Source organism: Pseudomonas sp. NFACC24-1, from assembly GCF_900115235.1.
In the GTDB taxonomy this organism is placed as follows: Bacteria; Pseudomonadota; Gammaproteobacteria; order Pseudomonadales; family Pseudomonadaceae; genus Aquipseudomonas; species Aquipseudomonas fluorescens_AA.
In genome coordinates, this window is the sequence record NZ_FOVS01000008.1 from 115,787 (window position 1) to 131,160 (window position 15,374).

At 62.7% G+C, this 15,374-nt stretch carries 12 protein-coding genes and 1 pseudogene; 9 read left to right on the plus strand and 4 right to left on the minus strand.

Annotation, left to right across the window (positions count from 1 at the left end; genetic code table 11):
- Positions 1 to 9: 9 nt before the first annotated feature.
- Entirely contained in the window at positions 10 to 1,620 is a 1,611-nt protein-coding gene (locus BM317_RS10150) for a gamma-glutamyltransferase family protein (RefSeq protein ID WP_092474193.1), read from the plus strand.
- A 16-nt stretch (positions 1,621 to 1,636) separates the two neighbouring features.
- Here BM317_RS10150 and BM317_RS10155 read toward each other — a convergent pair whose 3' ends face one another.
- Positions 1,637 to 2,473 (minus strand): IclR family transcriptional regulator, encoded by an 837-nt coding sequence (locus BM317_RS10155; protein ID WP_092474195.1) that lies wholly within the window; start codon positions 2,471 to 2,473, stop codon positions 1,637 to 1,639.
- Positions 2,474 to 2,555: 82 nt separating this feature from the next.
- Here BM317_RS10155 and BM317_RS10160 point away from each other — a divergent pair, with 82 nt between their 5' ends.
- From BM317_RS10160 to BM317_RS10190, 7 genes are all read left to right on the plus strand, one after another.
- Positions 2,556 to 3,362: an enoyl-CoA hydratase/isomerase family protein gene (locus BM317_RS10160; protein ID WP_092165523.1), complete on the plus strand. Its 807-nt coding sequence runs from the start codon at positions 2,556 to 2,558 to the stop codon at positions 3,360 to 3,362.
- Positions 3,363 to 3,365: 3 nt separating this feature from the next.
- A complete protein-coding gene (locus tag BM317_RS10165) occupies positions 3,366 to 5,447 on the plus strand; it encodes an acetate--CoA ligase family protein (protein WP_092474197.1) in 2,082 nt (693 codons plus the stop codon).
- Positions 5,448 to 5,550: 103 nt separating this feature from the next.
- On the plus strand, positions 5,551 to 6,381 hold the full coding sequence (locus tag BM317_RS10170) for an ABC transporter ATP-binding protein (protein ID WP_092165525.1): 831 nt from the start codon (positions 5,551 to 5,553) through the stop codon (positions 6,379 to 6,381).
- 26 nt (positions 6,382 to 6,407) lie between these two features.
- On the plus strand, positions 6,408 to 7,175 hold the full coding sequence (locus BM317_RS10175; protein ID WP_092165526.1) for an ABC transporter permease: 768 nt from the start codon (positions 6,408 to 6,410) through the stop codon (positions 7,173 to 7,175).
- Between the two features lie 38 nt (positions 7,176 to 7,213).
- Positions 7,214 to 8,212 carry an ABC transporter substrate-binding protein gene (locus BM317_RS10180; RefSeq protein ID WP_092474199.1) on the plus strand — a complete coding sequence of 333 codons (999 nt, stop codon included), beginning with the start codon at positions 7,214 to 7,216 and terminating at the stop codon, positions 8,210 to 8,212.
- 127 nt (positions 8,213 to 8,339) lie between these two features.
- Positions 8,340 to 9,545 (plus strand): OprD family porin, encoded by a 1,206-nt coding sequence (locus BM317_RS10185; RefSeq protein WP_256574112.1) that lies wholly within the window; start codon positions 8,340 to 8,342, stop codon positions 9,543 to 9,545.
- A 27-nt stretch (positions 9,546 to 9,572) separates the two neighbouring features.
- Positions 9,573 to 11,672: a 3-hydroxyacyl-CoA dehydrogenase NAD-binding domain-containing protein gene (locus BM317_RS10190; protein ID WP_092474203.1), complete on the plus strand. Its 2,100-nt coding sequence runs from the start codon at positions 9,573 to 9,575 to the stop codon at positions 11,670 to 11,672.
- On the opposite strand, the gene BM317_RS10195 is transcribed toward BM317_RS10190, so the two are convergent.
- Together BM317_RS10195 and BM317_RS10200 are read right to left on the minus strand one after the other, a co-directional pair.
- Positions 11,644 to 12,651, minus strand: a complete 1,008-nt coding sequence (locus tag BM317_RS10195; protein ID WP_092474205.1) for an NADP-dependent oxidoreductase — start codon at positions 12,649 to 12,651, stop codon at positions 11,644 to 11,646. The genes BM317_RS10190 and BM317_RS10195 overlap by 29 nt on opposite strands.
- Positions 12,652 to 12,750: 99 nt before the next feature.
- A pseudogene (locus tag BM317_RS10200) lies at positions 12,751 to 13,549 on the minus strand (SDR family NAD(P)-dependent oxidoreductase).
- 154 nt (positions 13,550 to 13,703) lie between these two features.
- Here BM317_RS10200 and BM317_RS10205 point away from each other — a divergent pair.
- On the plus strand, positions 13,704 to 14,291 hold the full coding sequence (locus BM317_RS10205) for a TetR/AcrR family transcriptional regulator (RefSeq protein ID WP_092165649.1): 588 nt from the start codon (positions 13,704 to 13,706) through the stop codon (positions 14,289 to 14,291).
- A gap of 16 nt (positions 14,292 to 14,307) precedes the next feature.
- On the opposite strand, the gene BM317_RS10210 is transcribed toward BM317_RS10205, so the two are convergent.
- Positions 14,308 to 15,300: a LacI family DNA-binding transcriptional regulator gene (locus tag BM317_RS10210; RefSeq protein WP_092165532.1), complete on the minus strand. Its 993-nt coding sequence runs from the start codon at positions 15,298 to 15,300 to the stop codon at positions 14,308 to 14,310.
- Positions 15,301 to 15,374 lie beyond the last annotated feature (74 nt).

A 15,374-nucleotide genomic window follows, 5' to 3' on the forward strand; every position in this document is an offset into this window, starting at 1 on the left:
GCTTTCACCATGCTGACATTTTCTGCCCACGAATACCCTTATCCATCCCAACGCCAGAGCGTTTTCGCCCGTCGGGGCATGGTCGCCGCGTCTCAGCCCCTGGCGGCCCAGGCGGGCATCGAGATCATGCAAAAAGGCGGCAATGCCATCGACGCCGCCATCGCCACGGCAGCGGCGCTGACGGTAGTGGAGCCCACTGGCTGCGGCATCGGCGGTGATGCCTTCGCCCTGGTCTGGTGCAAGGGCCAGCTACACGGCCTCAACGGCAACGGGCATGCGCCGGCGGCCTTGAGCATCGAGGCGGTCAAGGCCGCCGGTCATGAGCAGATGCCGATCTACGGCTGGACACCGGTGACTGTCCCGGGCTGCCCATCGGCTTGGGCGCAGTTGTCGCAGCGCTTTGGCAAGCTGCCCTTTGTCGAGCTGCTGCAACCGGCCATCAGCCTGGCCCGGGACGGCTTTGCGCTGTCGCCGGTGGTTGCCCATCAATGGCAGATCGCGCTGAACGAGTTCACGCCCCATCGCGATGCCGTCCTGGAAGCCTGGTTCGAGACTTTCCTGATCGAGGGCCGGGCGCCTCGGGCCGGGGAGATTTTTCGCAACCCGGCCCAGGCGCGCACGCTCCAGGAATTGGCCGACACCGGCTGCGAAAGCCTCTATCGTGGTGCGTTGGCCGAGCGCCTGGACGCCCACTCCCGGGCCAGCGGCGGCTACCTGCGCGCCTCGGACCTCAGGGATTATCGCGCCCAGTGGGTCGACCCGATCCACGTCAATTACCGAGGCGTGGATGTCTGGGAAATCCCGCCGAGCGGGCAGGGCCTGGTGGCCTTGATGGCGCTGAAGATTCTGGAAGGTTTCGACTTCGATCAGCGTGACAGCCAACAGACCTGGCATCGTCAACTGGAAGCGATGAAGTTGGCCTACAGCGACGGCCTGCACTACATCACCGACCCCCTGCACATGCGCGTGGCGGTGGCTGACCTGCTCAGCGATGACTACAGCGCCCGTCGGCGCGGGCAGATCGGCGAACAGGCCCAACCGCCCAAGCCCGGCGACCCCCACGCCAGCGGCACGGTGTACCTGGCCACCGCGGATGGGGAGGGCAACATGGTCTCGTTCATCCAGAGCAACTACCACGGGTTCGGCTCCGGCGTGGTGCTGCCCGACAGCGGAATCGCCCTGCAGAATCGCGGGCAGGAGTTCAGCCTCGATCCGAGCCACGCCAACTGCCTGGCCCCGGGCAAGAAAACTTTCCACACCATCATTCCCGGGTTCCTTACCCGTAATGGCGAGGCCCTCGGCCCCTTCGGCGTGATGGGCGGCTACATGCAGCCCCAGGGGCATGTGCAGATGGTCATGAACCTGGTGGATTTCGGCCTCAACCCGCAAGCGGCCTTGGACGCACCGCGTTGGCAATGGCTGGGAGACATGAAGGTCGGGATCGAACAGGGGGCTTCACGGGACCTGGCCAATGCCCTGGCGCGACGGGGGCATGAGGTACAGATCGCCAGCGACCTGACCGACTATGGGCGTGGCCAGATCATCCTGCGCGACCCGGTCAGTGGTGTGCTGTGCGGCGGGACCGAACCCCGGGCGGATTCGCATATTGCCGTTTGGTAAGGGCCGTCAATGACGATCAGTCGGTACGGGCGTCTGCCAGTGCCTGCCTGATCGCCTGTGCCAGGTCCAGCAGTACCGCGGCATAACGTTCTTGCACTTGCTGCGCTGTCTCAACGGTCGCCAGGCTGATGTTCAGCGCATGGGTTCGATAGGCCGGGTGCCCGAGCGGGGTGGCGATCGCCATGACCTCCGGCTGCCATGAGGCCACGCAGTACCCGGTCGCCCAGACGTGCCTCAGCGCATCGTCGATGTCCTGTATCAGTTGGCTGGCGCGGGACTCGCATCGGCGTGACCTGAACAGCTCCAGCAATGGCCTGCGTTGTCCTTCTTCAAGCCCCGACAAGTAAGCCCGGCCCAGGGACGTCACGTCCATGGGCAGGCGCTGGCCGGCGAGTACATTGCGCGGCGACTTGCGCTTGCCGAAGCGAATCGATTCCAAATAGATCATTTCGTCGCCATCGGCGGCGGCGAGGCTGACGTTGACCTGATGTTCGCGAGCCACTTGCAGCATCAGCGGCGTGGCGATCTGCAACAGCGTGCTGGCGTGGTACATCGAATGCGCCAGCCCAAGCAGGGAAGGCGCCAATCGGTAAGTGCCCGCGGTCGGGTCGTAATCCAGGAAGCCTGCGTGGACGAGGGTTTGGCTCAACCGGCTCACGGTGGATTTCGACAAGCCCGTCATCTCGCTCAGGTCGCCATTGGTAAGCGATTCGGTGCCCGGCCGGAATGCCCTGAGCAAATCGAGGCCGCGCTCAAGGGATCGGTTGAGCGGCGCCTTGCCTTGTCCTGGCACGTTTGCCGAAGCAAGGCCGGTATCACCCTGTTCCAACAGGTGGAACGGTCGCGTTGTCATCAGGTTCGCTCTCCCTCAGATTGAATCCAAGCTTGGCTCATCGCCTGGCGGTCAATCAACTGAATAATAAGAGAGGCACCGTATGACGATCCCTCAGCAATTGTCTGGCCCGATCGATTTGTCTGTCGTGGATGGCATCGCGACCCTGACCCTCAATCGACCTGAAGCGCGTAACGCAATCAGCGATGAAATGCGTGCGTTGCTGATCGAACACCTGGAGCGGATTGCCTCGGACAACGCAATCAAGGCGCTGGTCGTGACCGGCACCGGCAAAGGCTTCTGCGCCGGTGGCGACATCAAGGGCATGCAGGCACGCATGAGCGCTCCCGCCGGCTCCGTGGCGTTCAATGGCTGGAAGCGCCAGCAACGGGTGCATCATGCCGTGTCGCTGCTGCACAACCTGCCCAAGCCGACCATCGCCGCGGTGAATGGCGCCGCGACGGGCCTGGGTTGCGACATGGCGTTGAGCTGCGATTTCATCATCGCCTCCGAGCACGCCAACTTCGCGATGAGCTATATCGCGCGGGGCCTGATTCCCGATGGTGGCGGCCTGTATTTCCTGCCCCGTCGTGTCGGCCTGTCCAAGGCCAAGGAACTGATCTTCAGCGGACGCACAGTCGCGCCGGTGGAAGCCCTTCGGATCGGCATGATCGATCGCGTCGTCGAGCACGATCATCTGCTCTCGTCGGCCCACGATTGGGCGTTGCAACTCGCGGGTGGATCCGCCACCGCCCTGGCGTTGAGCAAGTCGATCCTGAACAACACCTTCGAGCTCACCCAGAGCCAGATCTTCGCCATGGGTAGCCAGGCCCAGGGCATCTGCTACACCTCCAGCGAGCATCAGGAATCGGTTGCCGCCTTTCTTGCACGCAAGGCCGAGCGGAGCTGAACCATGAACAAGATCGCTCGCCTTCTCAGTCCCGCCAGCGTCGCCGTCATCGGCGCCTCGGGCGACGCCCGCAAAACCTCGGGTCGACCCATCGCGTTCCTGCGCAAGCACGGTTTCCAGGGGCGCTTGTATCCGGTCAATCCACGTTACGACGACATCGACGGCCTGCGTTGCTATCCCAGCATCGCCGAGTTGCCGGAAGTGCCGGACGTGGCGATCATTCTGCTGGGGGCGGCGCGTGCCAACCAGGCCGTCGCGCAACTGGCGGCCCTCGGTTGCCCTGCGGCGATCGTATTGGCCGGAGGCTACGGTGAAACCGGTTCTGAAGGCGCCGCGCGCCAGGAAGAACTGAAAGCGGTTCGTGGATCAATGCGGATCCTGGGCCCCAACACCATCGGCCTTGTCAACTTGACCGAACGGATCACGCTGTCGGCCAGTGGTGCGCTGGACATGGACGAGCTGCTGGCCGGCCGGGTTGCCGTCGTGTCGCAAAGTGGCGGTATTCTTGGCGCGCTGCTGTCCCGCGGCGTTGCTGCCGGCATCGGTTTTTCCAAGCTGATTTCTACCAGCAACGAGGTCGACCTGGACGTGGCCGACTTCGTCGACTACCTGGCCGACGACCCCGCGACCTCGGTCATTGCCCTGTACCTGGAGGGCTTGCGCGATAGTGAAAAATTCTCCCGTGCGGTGCGCAAGGCTCGGGGTGCCGGCAAGCCTGTCGTGGTTTACAAAGTCGGGCGCTCACAGGCAGGGGCCCATGCTGCGGCCTCTCACACGGGGGCCATGGCGGGCTCCGATGCGCTGTACGGCGCCTACTTCCGCCAGCTTGGGGTGATTCGCGCCGAGACATTCGCCGACCTCCTGGATATTCCCTTTGCCTTGGCCAGTGGCAGGGTCATGCGCGGTCAACGGGTCGCGATTCTGACCTCCACCGGCGGTGCGGGCACTTTGATCGCTGACAGCCTTGGCGTCAGCGGCTTCGAAACGCCCACGCCGGGCGTGCAGACCGCGGCGAAACTGCGTGACCTGGATGTGGGCGACCAGGCGGTACTGGACCGTAACCCGATCGACTTGACCTTGGCGGGGCTGCAACCGGAGTTGATGCGGGCGGCCATTGGCATCCTGTTGGACAGTCCGGATTTCGATGCGGTGATCAGCGTCGTGGGCTCCTCCGGTGTTGCCCAGCCACACCTGATGGCCGATGCCATCCGCGACAGCCTGGCCAACTCCGATAAACCGGTGCTGGCCTACATCAGCCCCCATGCCCCGGCAGCCGCCCGGCGCATCAATGGCTCCGGGGGCGTGGCGTTCAGTTCGCCGGAAAGTTGTGCCAGCGCACTGAAGGCGTTGGCAGCACAGGCCACCTGTTGCGAGCAATCCCATGAGCCTGGCACTGCGCAGGCCCGGCCTGAGGTTGTCCATGACCTGCCAAGTGGTCCGCTCGATGAAGAACGCAGCAAGCGCTTGTACGCCAGTTTCGGCATCCCGGTGACGCGGGAACGGGTGGTTCGCGATGGGTATCAAGCCGCTCAGGCTGCTCAGGAGCTGGGCGGTCACGTTGCCCTCAAGGTCCTTTCCGAGCAGATCCCCCACAAGAGTGAAGTGGGCGGCGTGGCCTTGCATTTGGACGCCGGGAATATCAGCGCGCGGCTGGATCGCATGCGTGACGAGGTCAGCAGTCATGTGGGTTTCGAACCGCCCACCTTTCTCGTCCAGGAAATGGTGACGGGAGGGCAGGAGCTCATTCTTGGCTTCCACCGGGACCCGCAACTGGGCCCGGCGCTCCTGCTTGGAATGGGCGGGGTTACAGCGGAATTGTTCCAGGACACCACCTTGCATTTGCTTCCGGTAAACCTTGAACAAGCCCGGCAGATGCTGCGCGCATTGCGCACCTACCCGTTGCTGGACGGCTATCGCGGGATGCCCAAGGCCGACCTCGACGCCGCCGCCCATTGCATCGTCGCGTTCTCGGACATGGCCATGCAGTTGGGTGAACGCTTGGTTGAGGCCGAGATCAATCCGCTGCTGGTACGTCCTGCTGGAAGCGGGGTCATGGCCTTGGACGGCTTGACGATCATGGCCTGACGGGAGCCGTTCCACTCTGTGGAACAGCTGCCTTTACCCTGGAATTCACGCTCGCATAATCAAAGAACGCTCATTTCAGACTCATAAAAACAAGTAGGTCTCTATGAACAGCCCCCATATTGCTATCCAGTCGCGCGGTTCCCCGAGCAGCGCCACGGTGACCGCTCCGACGGTGGTTTCCTTCCGTGACGTGTCCAAGTCATTCACGGTGAAAGGCGTCGCCAAGCAGGCGTCCCACAGCATCAACGTCGACATCCAGCAAGGCCAGTTGGTGACGATCATCGGCCCCTCCGGCTGTGGCAAGTCGACCTTGCTCAACATGGTCGCTGGTCTGTTTTGTCCCACCACCGGCGAGGTGCTGTACCGCGGCGAGGCCGTGCAAGGCATCAACGGCCGCACCGGCTACATGACCCAGAGCGATCATCTCCTGCCGTGGCGGGACGTGGCCGGCAACATTGCTGTGCCACTGGAAATCCAAGGCGTACCCAAGGCCAAGCGTGAAGCGCGGATCCGCGAGTTGTTGACCCTCGTCGGCCTCGATGGACATGAGAAGGCCTACCCCAGCCAGCTCTCCGGCGGCATGCGCAAGCGCGCCGCCCTTGCTCGCTTGTTGGCCTATGACCCGGAGACGCTGCTGATGGACGAGCCGTTTGCCGCGCTGGATGCGCAGCTGCGGATTCGCATGCAGACCGAGTTGTTCAAGCTCAGTCGCCAGCTCAAGAAAACCGTGTTGTTCGTCACCCATGACCTGGACGAAGCCGTGGCCCTGGGCGACCGCTGCCTGGTGTTCTCCGGCCGGCCAGGGACCATCGTCCGCGATGTACCCATCCCCTTGGGTGACGACCGCAACATCATCCAGCTGCGCAAGAACCCGCGTTACCACCAACTGTGTGGCGACCTCTGGGAAATCATCACGCCGGATCACGATGCCTGAAGGCCCAGCCCTGGAGAACCCTGCACATGAATATCTTTCTTGGTCGTCTCGCTATCTTCGCTGGGATCTTCTTGTCCTGGCAGTTCGCCTCCGGTCCGTTGGTGGACCCGTTTTTCGTCAGCTCGCCGTTGGAAATCGGCCGACGCTTCATTGATCTGGTCGCCAGCGGTCGGCTGTTCGCCCACGGTTGGATCACTGTCGTGGAAACCTTGGTGGGCTTTTTCTTCGGTGCCCTGGCAGGCATCACCGTGGGCTTGATCCTGGGACGCAATGCGCTGCTCGCCAAGCTGCTGGACCCCATCCTGACCTCCATCTACAGCCTGCCGAAAGTCGCCCTCGCACCGCTGTTCATCATGTGGTTCGGAATCGGCATCGAGATGAAAATCATCCTGACCGCCACCATCGTGTTCTTTCTGGTGTTCCTCAACACCTACAGCGGCGTCCGTGCCGTGGAACGTGAACAATTGGAAATCCTGCGTCTGATGGGCGCCAAAGAGCACCACCTGATCACCAAGGTCGTACTGCCGTCGGCCATCCAGTGGGTGTTCACCGGTCTCAAGCTGTCGGTGCCCTATGCCCTGATCGGCGCCATCGTCGGTGAAATCATGGCCGCGAACCGCGGACTGGGCTACCTGCTGCAGGACGCGGCAGGGCAGTTGGACACCGCCGGGGTATTCGCCGCGCTGATCGCCATCATCGCCTTGGCGTTGCTGCTCCAGGCCGCCGTTCGCGCGTTGGAGACGTACCTGATGCCGTGGAAGAAGGAACAGGACGAGCGGGAAATATCGGTCTGAACAACGCCATCACAACAACAAAAACAGAGGGTCGCATCATGTCTATCAAAGGTTGGATATCTGCTTTGGGACTCAGCGTTGTACTCGGTGCTGTCGCGTTCCAGACGCAAGCTGCCGAGCGTGTAAAAGTCGCCTTGGGGACGGAAGGTTTCGTGCACATGCCGCTGTTCGTCGCACTCGACGGCGGCCTGTTCGAAAAACACGGCCTGGATGTCGAGTTGGTCAAGTTCAAGGGTGGTGGCGCGGCGACTTCGGGCCTTGCCAGCCGTTCGGTCGAGTTCTGCTCATGCGCCATCCAGAATGCGATCAACGCCAAAATCAAGGGGGCCGACATTACGCTCTTGGGGCGCATGGTCGGCCAGTACGCCAGTAACGTCGTCATTCGCCAGGACGTGGCCGATCGGCTCGGCCTGGATGCCAACTCCACCGTCGAGCAACGCCTGGCCGCGTTCAAAGGCCTGCGCCTGGCGGTCAGCGGGGCCGGTGGCAGCGCTGATTTCCTGGTGCGCTTCCTCGGCCAGGAGGCTCACCTGCAGTCGGAAAAAGACTTCACTCTGCTTTACCTCAATAACGGTGCCGCAATGCTGGCGGCGTTCGCCCAAGGCAAGATCGATGGCTTCGCCTTGTCATCGCCGGCGTCGGACAGTGCGGTCATCGAGCAAAAAGGCTTCACCTTGCTGGACATGTCCGAAGGCATGGTCGCCGAGCTGGATGGGTATCCTTCGATTGCCCTCAGTGCTCGCCGGCAATGGGCCGAGGACAATCCGGCCATCGTAAAGGCTTTCCTCGCCGCCCTGGGCGATGCGACGAAGCTCATCAACGAACAGCCGCAGCAAGCCATGAAAGCGGTGCGCAGTCGTTTCGACGGTGTGAATGACAAGGTCTATGCCGCCGCCTGGGAAAGCAATCGCAAGTCGTTCCCGCAGACTCCGTACCTGACGGATGCCGACGTGGAGCGCGCGATCAAGTTCCTGGGCGCGATCCAGAACGAAAAGATCCCGGGCAAGGCCCAGGACTACCTGACCCAGTTGCGCTGAAGCGCGCTTGAATTCCACCCGGCCGGCGCTTCAAGGAGCACATTGGCAGCGCTCGGCTTCTTCTCGGTAAGCAGTCATGAAATCAATAAGAACAATGCCGCTCTGCGCGGCAGGGATGAGCTTTGCCGTGTATCTGCCTGTGGCAGGCGCCGAAGGGTTCTTCGAAGACAGCAAGGCCTCCGTGGAAATGCGCAATTTCTACATGAGCCGGGATTTTCGCGAGGGCGCGGGCCAGTCCAAACGCCAGGAGTGGGCCCAGGGTTTTATCCTGCGTTATGAGTCCGGCTTCACCCCTGGCGTCGTCGGCTTCGGTGTCGATACGATCGGCATGCTGGGCATCAAGCTCGATTCCGGGCCCGGGCGTTCCGGCACGGGACTGCTGCCGGTCCAGGACGATGGGGATGTCCCGGACAATTATTCCAAGGCGGGCGGCACCCTCAAAGTCAAAGTCTCGAACAGCCAGTTGCGGGTCGGGACCTTGCTGCCGAAATGGCCAACCCTGGTCGCCAACAACGGTCGTCTGCTGCCGCAGACCTTCGAGGGGGCCCAGGTGCAGGTCAACGAATGGAAGCGCCTTGAACTCACCGCGGCGCGGATCCAGGGCACGGTGTACAGGGACCAGTCGGGCTCGACCGGTCTTGAGCTGAACAACAAGAACCGCCGCTTCAGCGGCCCCCTCGACGGCGGTGATTTCAATCTCCTCGGCGGGACCTTCCATGCGAGTGAGACGACCGATCTGATTGCCCAGTACGCCGTCCTGGAGGACGTCTACACGCAGCGATTCCTGGGCCTGACCGACCGCCGCAAAGGCGACTGGGGCAGCTTCACCAGCGATGTGCGCTTCTTCGACAGTGACAGTGACAGCGACGGCCAGGCGCGAGGCGGCCGTATCGACAACCGCGTATTCAGCGCCCTGGGGACGTACAAGCTAAAAGGCCATTCGTTGGGGGTGGGCTACCAGACGATGTCCGGGGACTCGGCGTTTCCCTACGTGGCCGGCACCGACCCTTACCTCGTGAATTTCGTCCAGGTGGGCGACTTTGCCGAGAAGGACGAGCGTTCTTGGCAGGCACGCTATGACTTCGACCTCGGCACGGTCGGCGTACCGGGCTTGAACTTCATGACGCGCTATGTGCGCGGTAGCCGGGCCGACGTGCCGGGCGCGGATTCCGACGGTGAGCGCGAGTTCGATGTCGAACTGCAATACGTGGTGCAGAACGGTTCGATGAAGGGAATGAGCATGCGGGTTAGCAGCGCCACGTACCGAGCGGACTTTGCCCGGGACGCTGACGATGTTCGTGTGATCGTCAGTTACCCGCTGTCGCTTCTGTAGTCCATGCCATTCAACGGGAGACAATCGATGGACGCTTGTGTAGTACTTCAACGGGATGGTCATGTCGGCCAGATCATCATCGACAATCCACCGGTCAATGCCTTGTCGCTGGCAGTTCGGGAGCAGTTGCTCGAAAGGCTGCAGGAAGCGTGCGCCGATAGCGCCATCCAGGCGATCGTCATCGCTTGTCTGGGGCGGACGTTCGTCGCTGGCGCCGATCTCAAGGCGTTTGACCTGCCCCCGCAGGTGCCTCATCTCCCTGACGTGCTGGCCGCGATTGAACAGGCGTCCAAGCCCGTCGTTGCGGCGCTGCATGGCTCGGCGTTCGGTGGTGGGCTCGAACTGGCCCTGGCCTGCCACTATCGTGTGGCCGCACCGGATACGCTGTTCGCCTTGCCGGAAGTCAGCCTGGGCCTGATACCCGGAGCAGGGGGCACGCAACGTTTGCCCCGTTTGTGCGGCGCAGAGAAGGCCCTGGCAATGGTCCTGGGGGGCGAGCGTATCGGTACGGCAGAGGCGCTGTCGATCGGCTTGCTGGATAGATTGAGCGACGCCTCGGTGCTGGCGTATGCCACCGATTTCGCCAGGCAGGTCACGGACAAACCGATCCCTCGGGTTTGCGACCGCTCGGTGCCTGAATTCCAACTCCAGGTTTTCCACGCGCAGGCCCAGGCAATCCTTCGCAAGGCGCCGGGCCAGGAGGCCCCCGCCATTGCCCTGCAAGCGCTGCAAGACGCTTGGCAACTGCCCTTCGCCGAGGGAATGGCCAGCGAGCGAGAGCGGTTTATCGCCCGCCGCCATAGCGAGCAGGCCAGGGCACTGCGGCACGTATTCTTTGCCGAACGGGACCTGGCCTCCAGGTGTCGCGCATTGGCCAGGCAAGCCCCCACACGGGCCGTCGACATCGTCGCGGTGATCGGCGCGGGCACCATGGGCAGCGGCATTGCGCTGTGCCTGGCCAATGCCGGAATCGCCACACGCCTGATCGATACGCAACCCGAGGCTTTGGAGCGTGGCCGCTCGACCATCGATCGATACTTCACCAGCGCGGTGGAAAAAGGCCGACTCGATGCCGACGAAGCCGCCCGGCGTGCCACGCTGATCGAGTTCGATTCGAGCATTGAAGGTGTTGCCAGCGCAGACCTGGTCATCGAGGCGGTGTTCGAAGACCTCGCGGTCAAGCAGGGTGTGTTCAGGGAGCTGGACCGCTTCGCCAAGCCGGATGCGATCCTCGCGACGAATACCTCGTACCTCGACATCGATGCCATCGCTGCCGTGACCACTCGCCCGGGCGATGTGATCGGCATGCATTTCTTCAGCCCGGCGCATGTCATGAAGCTGCTTGAGGTGGTCAGGGGGGCCCAAGTCCGGCCTGATGCCCTGGCAACGGTGCTGCAATTGGGGGGGCGGCTGGGCAAGACCGCTGTTGCCGTGGGCAATTGCTATGGTTTTGTCGGGAACCGTTTGCTGGCCGTTCGTGAGCGCGAGGCGAGTTTCCTGCTGGAGGAAGGGGCCGCGCCGGAGGACGTGGACCGGGTCATCCGGCAGTTCGGCTTCCCGATGGGGCCCTTCGAACTGCGTGACTTGGCAGGCGTGGATATCGCCTGGCGGAACCGGCGGGGCAGGGCCGATCAATTGAGCGCTGTGGAGCGCCAGTGCAATTGGATCGAGCAGTTGCATGAGGCGGGGCGCCTCGGGCAGAAAACGGCGGCGGGTTTCTATCGATACGAGGAAGGCCAACGCCGGGGCCTGCCGGACCTGTATGTGGCCAGGATGCTCGTGGCTCATCGACAAAGCCGTGGCATCGAGCCGCGTGCAATTGACGACGGGGAAATCCTCGATAGATGCCTGTTCGCCATGATCAATGAGGCCGCGCACCTGCTGGAGCAAGGCATCGTCGACAGCCCCAACGACATCGATCTTGTCTGGATTCACGGCTACGGCTTTCCCCGTTACCGGGGTGGGCTTCTTTACTACGCCGACCGGGTTGGCTTGCCCGGGATCGTCGAGGTGCTAGCCCGGTGGGCGGCTTTATGGCCTGAGCGAGGCCTGCGGGTGTCTACATTGCTTCAGTCAATGGCTGCGCAGGGGGACTCGTTCATTCAGCCACCCCTGAGTGGATCTTGATGACGACCTTGCCCTTGGAGCGTCCTTGCTCGACATAACCCAGGGCATCGGCCGTCGCGTCGAAAGTGAAGGATCGGTCAAGCACCGGCTTGATGCTGCCGGACTCGACGAGCGTGGTGATCTCACGCAGTTGAGGACCATTGGCGCGCATGAACACGAAGGTGTAGCTCACCCCCTTTCGGCGGGCCTTGCGGCGTATGCCACTGCTCAGCAGGCCCATGATCAGCCGCAGCGGCCAGGAAAATCCCTGGGCGAACTGTGGGGTGGGTGGTCCCGAGATGGAAATGAGTTGGCCACCGGGTTTGAGGATCTTCAGCGACTTCTCCAGTTCATCGGCGCCCAAGCTGTTCAACACGACGTCATAGTCCTGCAGCACGCTTGAGAAATCCTGCTGTTTGTAATCGATGACAACGTCCGCCCCCAGTGCCTTGACCCAGGGCACATTGGCGGTGCTGGTGGTGGTCGCAACGAAGGCGCCGAGGTGTTTGGCCAGCTGGATGGCGAGGGGGCCGACGCCACCTGAACCGGCCTGGATGAACACCTTTTGGCCTTTCTTCAACTGGGCGGTTTCAACCAGTACCTGCCAGGCCGTCAGGGCGACCAAGGGCAGGGCGGCGGCTTCTTCCAGGCTGACGTTTGTGGGTTTCAGGGCCAGGGCATTTTCGTTCACTGCAATCTGCTCGGCGAAGGTGCCGATGTGCCCATCCGGAACGCGGGCATAGACTTCGTCCCCCGGTTTGAAATGCTCGACACGGGATCCCACCCGCATCACGACCCCGGCCACGTCATGCCCCAATACCAAGGGAAACGAGTAGGGCAGGATCAGCTTGAATTCGCCTTTGCGGATCTTTGAGTCCAGGACGTTGACGCCGGCGGCATGCACGCGGACCAGAACGTCGTGGTCAGCCACTTCTGGGGCCGGGATGTCGCCAATACGGCCACTGTGCTTGGCGTAGCGGTCGATTAAAAATGCCTTCATGGTGCTTTGCTCTCATAAGGGATGCCGCGGACTGATCGCCCGGCCAGGCATCCGGAAATGCCAGCGCTGCCCTTCGCGCTGGCGCCCGCTGGACGATGATTACGCCGGGTCTTGATAGCGCCCGGCAACCTGGGACTGCTTGATTTGCCCGAGCAGGCCTTGGCGTGCTGCCTGCAAGGCATCCCAGCGTGCCTCTTCCTGCAGCGGCGGGATGGTCACCGGCTCGCGACGGTCAAAACCGACCAGCGCGGCGTCGACCAGCTCACCGACTTCCATGACTTCACTCAAGGTGTTGATATCGATGCCCGCGCGCTCCCAGATCTCGGTACGGGTCGCGGCCGGCAGGACGGCTTGCACGTAGACGCCTTTGGGCGACAGTTCCAGGCTGAGACCCTGGGAGAGAAACAGCACGAACGCCTTGGTCGCGCCGTAGACCGACATGCCGAATTCCGGTGCCAGGCCCACCACGGAGCCGATGTTGATGATCGCACCGTCACCCGCCTTGACCAGGCGTGGGGCGATGGCGCTGGCCAATCGGACCAGCGCGGTGGTGTTGAGCGACACGAGGTTCGCGACGCTGTCGGTCGACTGCTCGATGAAAGTGCCGGACTGGGCGGCGCCGGCGTTGTTGACCAGGATACCGATGCTGGCGTCGTCCCGCAGGCGGGCTTCGACGTTCGTCAGGTCGCTGATCTGGGTCAGGTCGGCCTGGAGAATGTCGATGGCAACAGTGTGTTCGCTGCGCAGCTTGGCGGCCAGGGCTTGCAGGCGCGCGCCGTCGCGGGCCGTCGCGGGCCACCAGGACGAGATTGTGGCCGCGTTGCGCAAAGCGCTGGGCATAGACTGCGCCGATGCCGGTGGAAGCGCCAGTGATGAGAACGGTTGTGCGAGTGTCCATGGAGTTTCTCTTCTTCAAGGGTATGAACCGTCGCCTGATGAGCGCGGCTTTTAATTAGGATGATGATCGAAATCTAAACTGTCAACGAATTTGATTATGCTCGACATCTATGTATGATGTGAGGGTGATTTTCGAGCAGCACGAGGAGCGGAAAATGCGGGTGACCAAGGCCCAGGCCCAGGCAAACCGGGAGCACATCGTCGAAACCGCGTCTGTCTTGTTTCGTGAGCGAGGCTTTGACGGCGTGGGTGTGGCGGATCTGATGGCGGCCGCCGGGTTCACCCACGGCGGTTTCTACAAGCATTTCGGCTCCAAGGCTGACCTGATGGCCGAAGCGGCCGCACGCAGCCTTGCGCAATCGCTGACCAACAACGCGGGTCTCGATGTGCCTGGGTTCGTCAATCTCTACGTGTCCCGGGATCACCGTGACGCCCCGGGCGGTGGTTGCACCATGGCGGCACTGTGTGGGGACGCTGCCCGTCAATCGCCCGAGCTGAAGGCAACTTTTTCCAGCGGCATCGAAAATATGCTGGCGGCGCTCGCGAGCCGGTACGAGATCGGGCAAGACGCGCCGCAGGCAGAGGTCAGGGCGAAAATGCTCGACATGTTGGCCCATGTCGTCGGCGCGGTCATGTTGTCGCGGGCCTGCCCGGACGATTCCGCCCTGGCTGATGAAATCCTCGAGGTCTGCCGCGCCCGGATCATCGCATCACTGCCGCCATCGCCGGCACAGCAGCCCTGACGGATACCGCTTGGCCTTACAGTGACGCCCGGACCACCAGTGGGCAATCCACCGGCTGGGCGCCCGTCAGTTCGAGGGTCTCGATCAGGTGCCGGGCCGCCTGGCGACCGATCTCGTAGTAGGGCAGTTGGACCGTGGTCAGCGGCGGCATGAACAGTTCGGCGATGCCGATCATGTTGTCATAGCCCAGCACAGCGACATCATCAGGGATTTTCAAGCCGCGGCCCAACAGCAGTTGATAGGCGCAGAAGGCGATGCGGTCGTTGCCGCAGACCAGGATGTCGAATTGCGGACGGCCGTCGACGATATGCCGGTCGAGAATGGCGGCGGTTTCACCGTAGGCATCGTGATCGGAAAGGTCGTATTGCAGGAGTGCTTCAGGCGCCAGCCCGAATGCCTGGCAGGCGCGTTGCAGCCCTTGTTGGCGCAGATTCCAGGCAACACTCTTCCTGGGCAAGTTGATACACAGCGGGCGCCGATAGCCTTGGCTCAAGGCATGATGCACGGCGCGGTACTGCCCGGCTTCATCATCCGGCACGTAGCTGACCAGTTGGCTGTCATCGGCCAGGCAATTGGCGAGTACCAGCGGCTTGCTCTTGAGTCGCTCGGGAATGCTCACCTGGCGCAACCCCATGGCACTGAAGATCAACCCGTCGGGGCGATGCGAGAGCATCAGGTCGATGTCCTGGTCGGTGGGCGGGTTGCTCAGCAGGTTGAGGATGAAGACGTTCCAGCCAGCCTGTTGCGCGGTCTGTTCGATGGACAGCAGCAACTCGACGGCGAACGGCGTGGTCGCGGTGTCCAGTGCGAACACACCGATGGTGCGCGCCTGCAAGTTGTCGCCGCGCATCCTGCGCGCCGACAGGCTCGGTACGAATTGCAGTTCATCGATGGCGCGGCGTACCCGCTGAAGGGTTTCGGGGCTCAGTTTTTCCGGCGTGTTGAGCGCGCGCGAAACCGTCATCAGGGATACGCCGGCCAGCTGTGCAACGTCTTTCACGGAAGTCATGCGAAGTGCGGCCAGTCAGGTTGACGCAGAATCATGACACAGCGCCCGGGCTTCTCGCGACTCGAATGACGCGA

Bases quoted from the DNA above. Each gene is read 5' to 3' on its own strand.
- BM317_RS10150 (WP_092474193.1), top strand. From the start codon at position 10: ATGCTGACATTTTCTGCCCACGAATACCCTTATCCATCCCAACGCCAG.
- BM317_RS10155 (WP_092474195.1), bottom strand. From the start codon at position 2,473: ATGACAACGCGACCGTTCCACCTGTTGGAACAGGGTGATACCGGCCTT.
- BM317_RS10160 (WP_092165523.1), top strand. From the start codon at position 2,556: ATGACGATCCCTCAGCAATTGTCTGGCCCGATCGATTTGTCTGTCGTG.
- BM317_RS10165 (WP_092474197.1), top strand. From the start codon at position 3,366: ATGAACAAGATCGCTCGCCTTCTCAGTCCCGCCAGCGTCGCCGTCATC.
- BM317_RS10170 (WP_092165525.1), top strand. From the start codon at position 5,551: ATGAACAGCCCCCATATTGCTATCCAGTCGCGCGGTTCCCCGAGCAGC.
- BM317_RS10175 (WP_092165526.1), top strand. From the start codon at position 6,408: ATGAATATCTTTCTTGGTCGTCTCGCTATCTTCGCTGGGATCTTCTTG.
- BM317_RS10180 (WP_092474199.1), top strand. From the start codon at position 7,214: ATGTCTATCAAAGGTTGGATATCTGCTTTGGGACTCAGCGTTGTACTC.
- BM317_RS10190 (WP_092474203.1), top strand. From the start codon at position 9,573: ATGGACGCTTGTGTAGTACTTCAACGGGATGGTCATGTCGGCCAGATC.
- BM317_RS10195 (WP_092474205.1), bottom strand. From the start codon at position 12,651: ATGAAGGCATTTTTAATCGACCGCTACGCCAAGCACAGTGGCCGTATT.
- BM317_RS10205 (WP_092165649.1), top strand. From the start codon at position 13,704: ATGCGGGTGACCAAGGCCCAGGCCCAGGCAAACCGGGAGCACATCGTC.
- BM317_RS10210 (WP_092165532.1), bottom strand. From the start codon at position 15,300: ATGACTTCCGTGAAAGACGTTGCACAGCTGGCCGGCGTATCCCTGATG.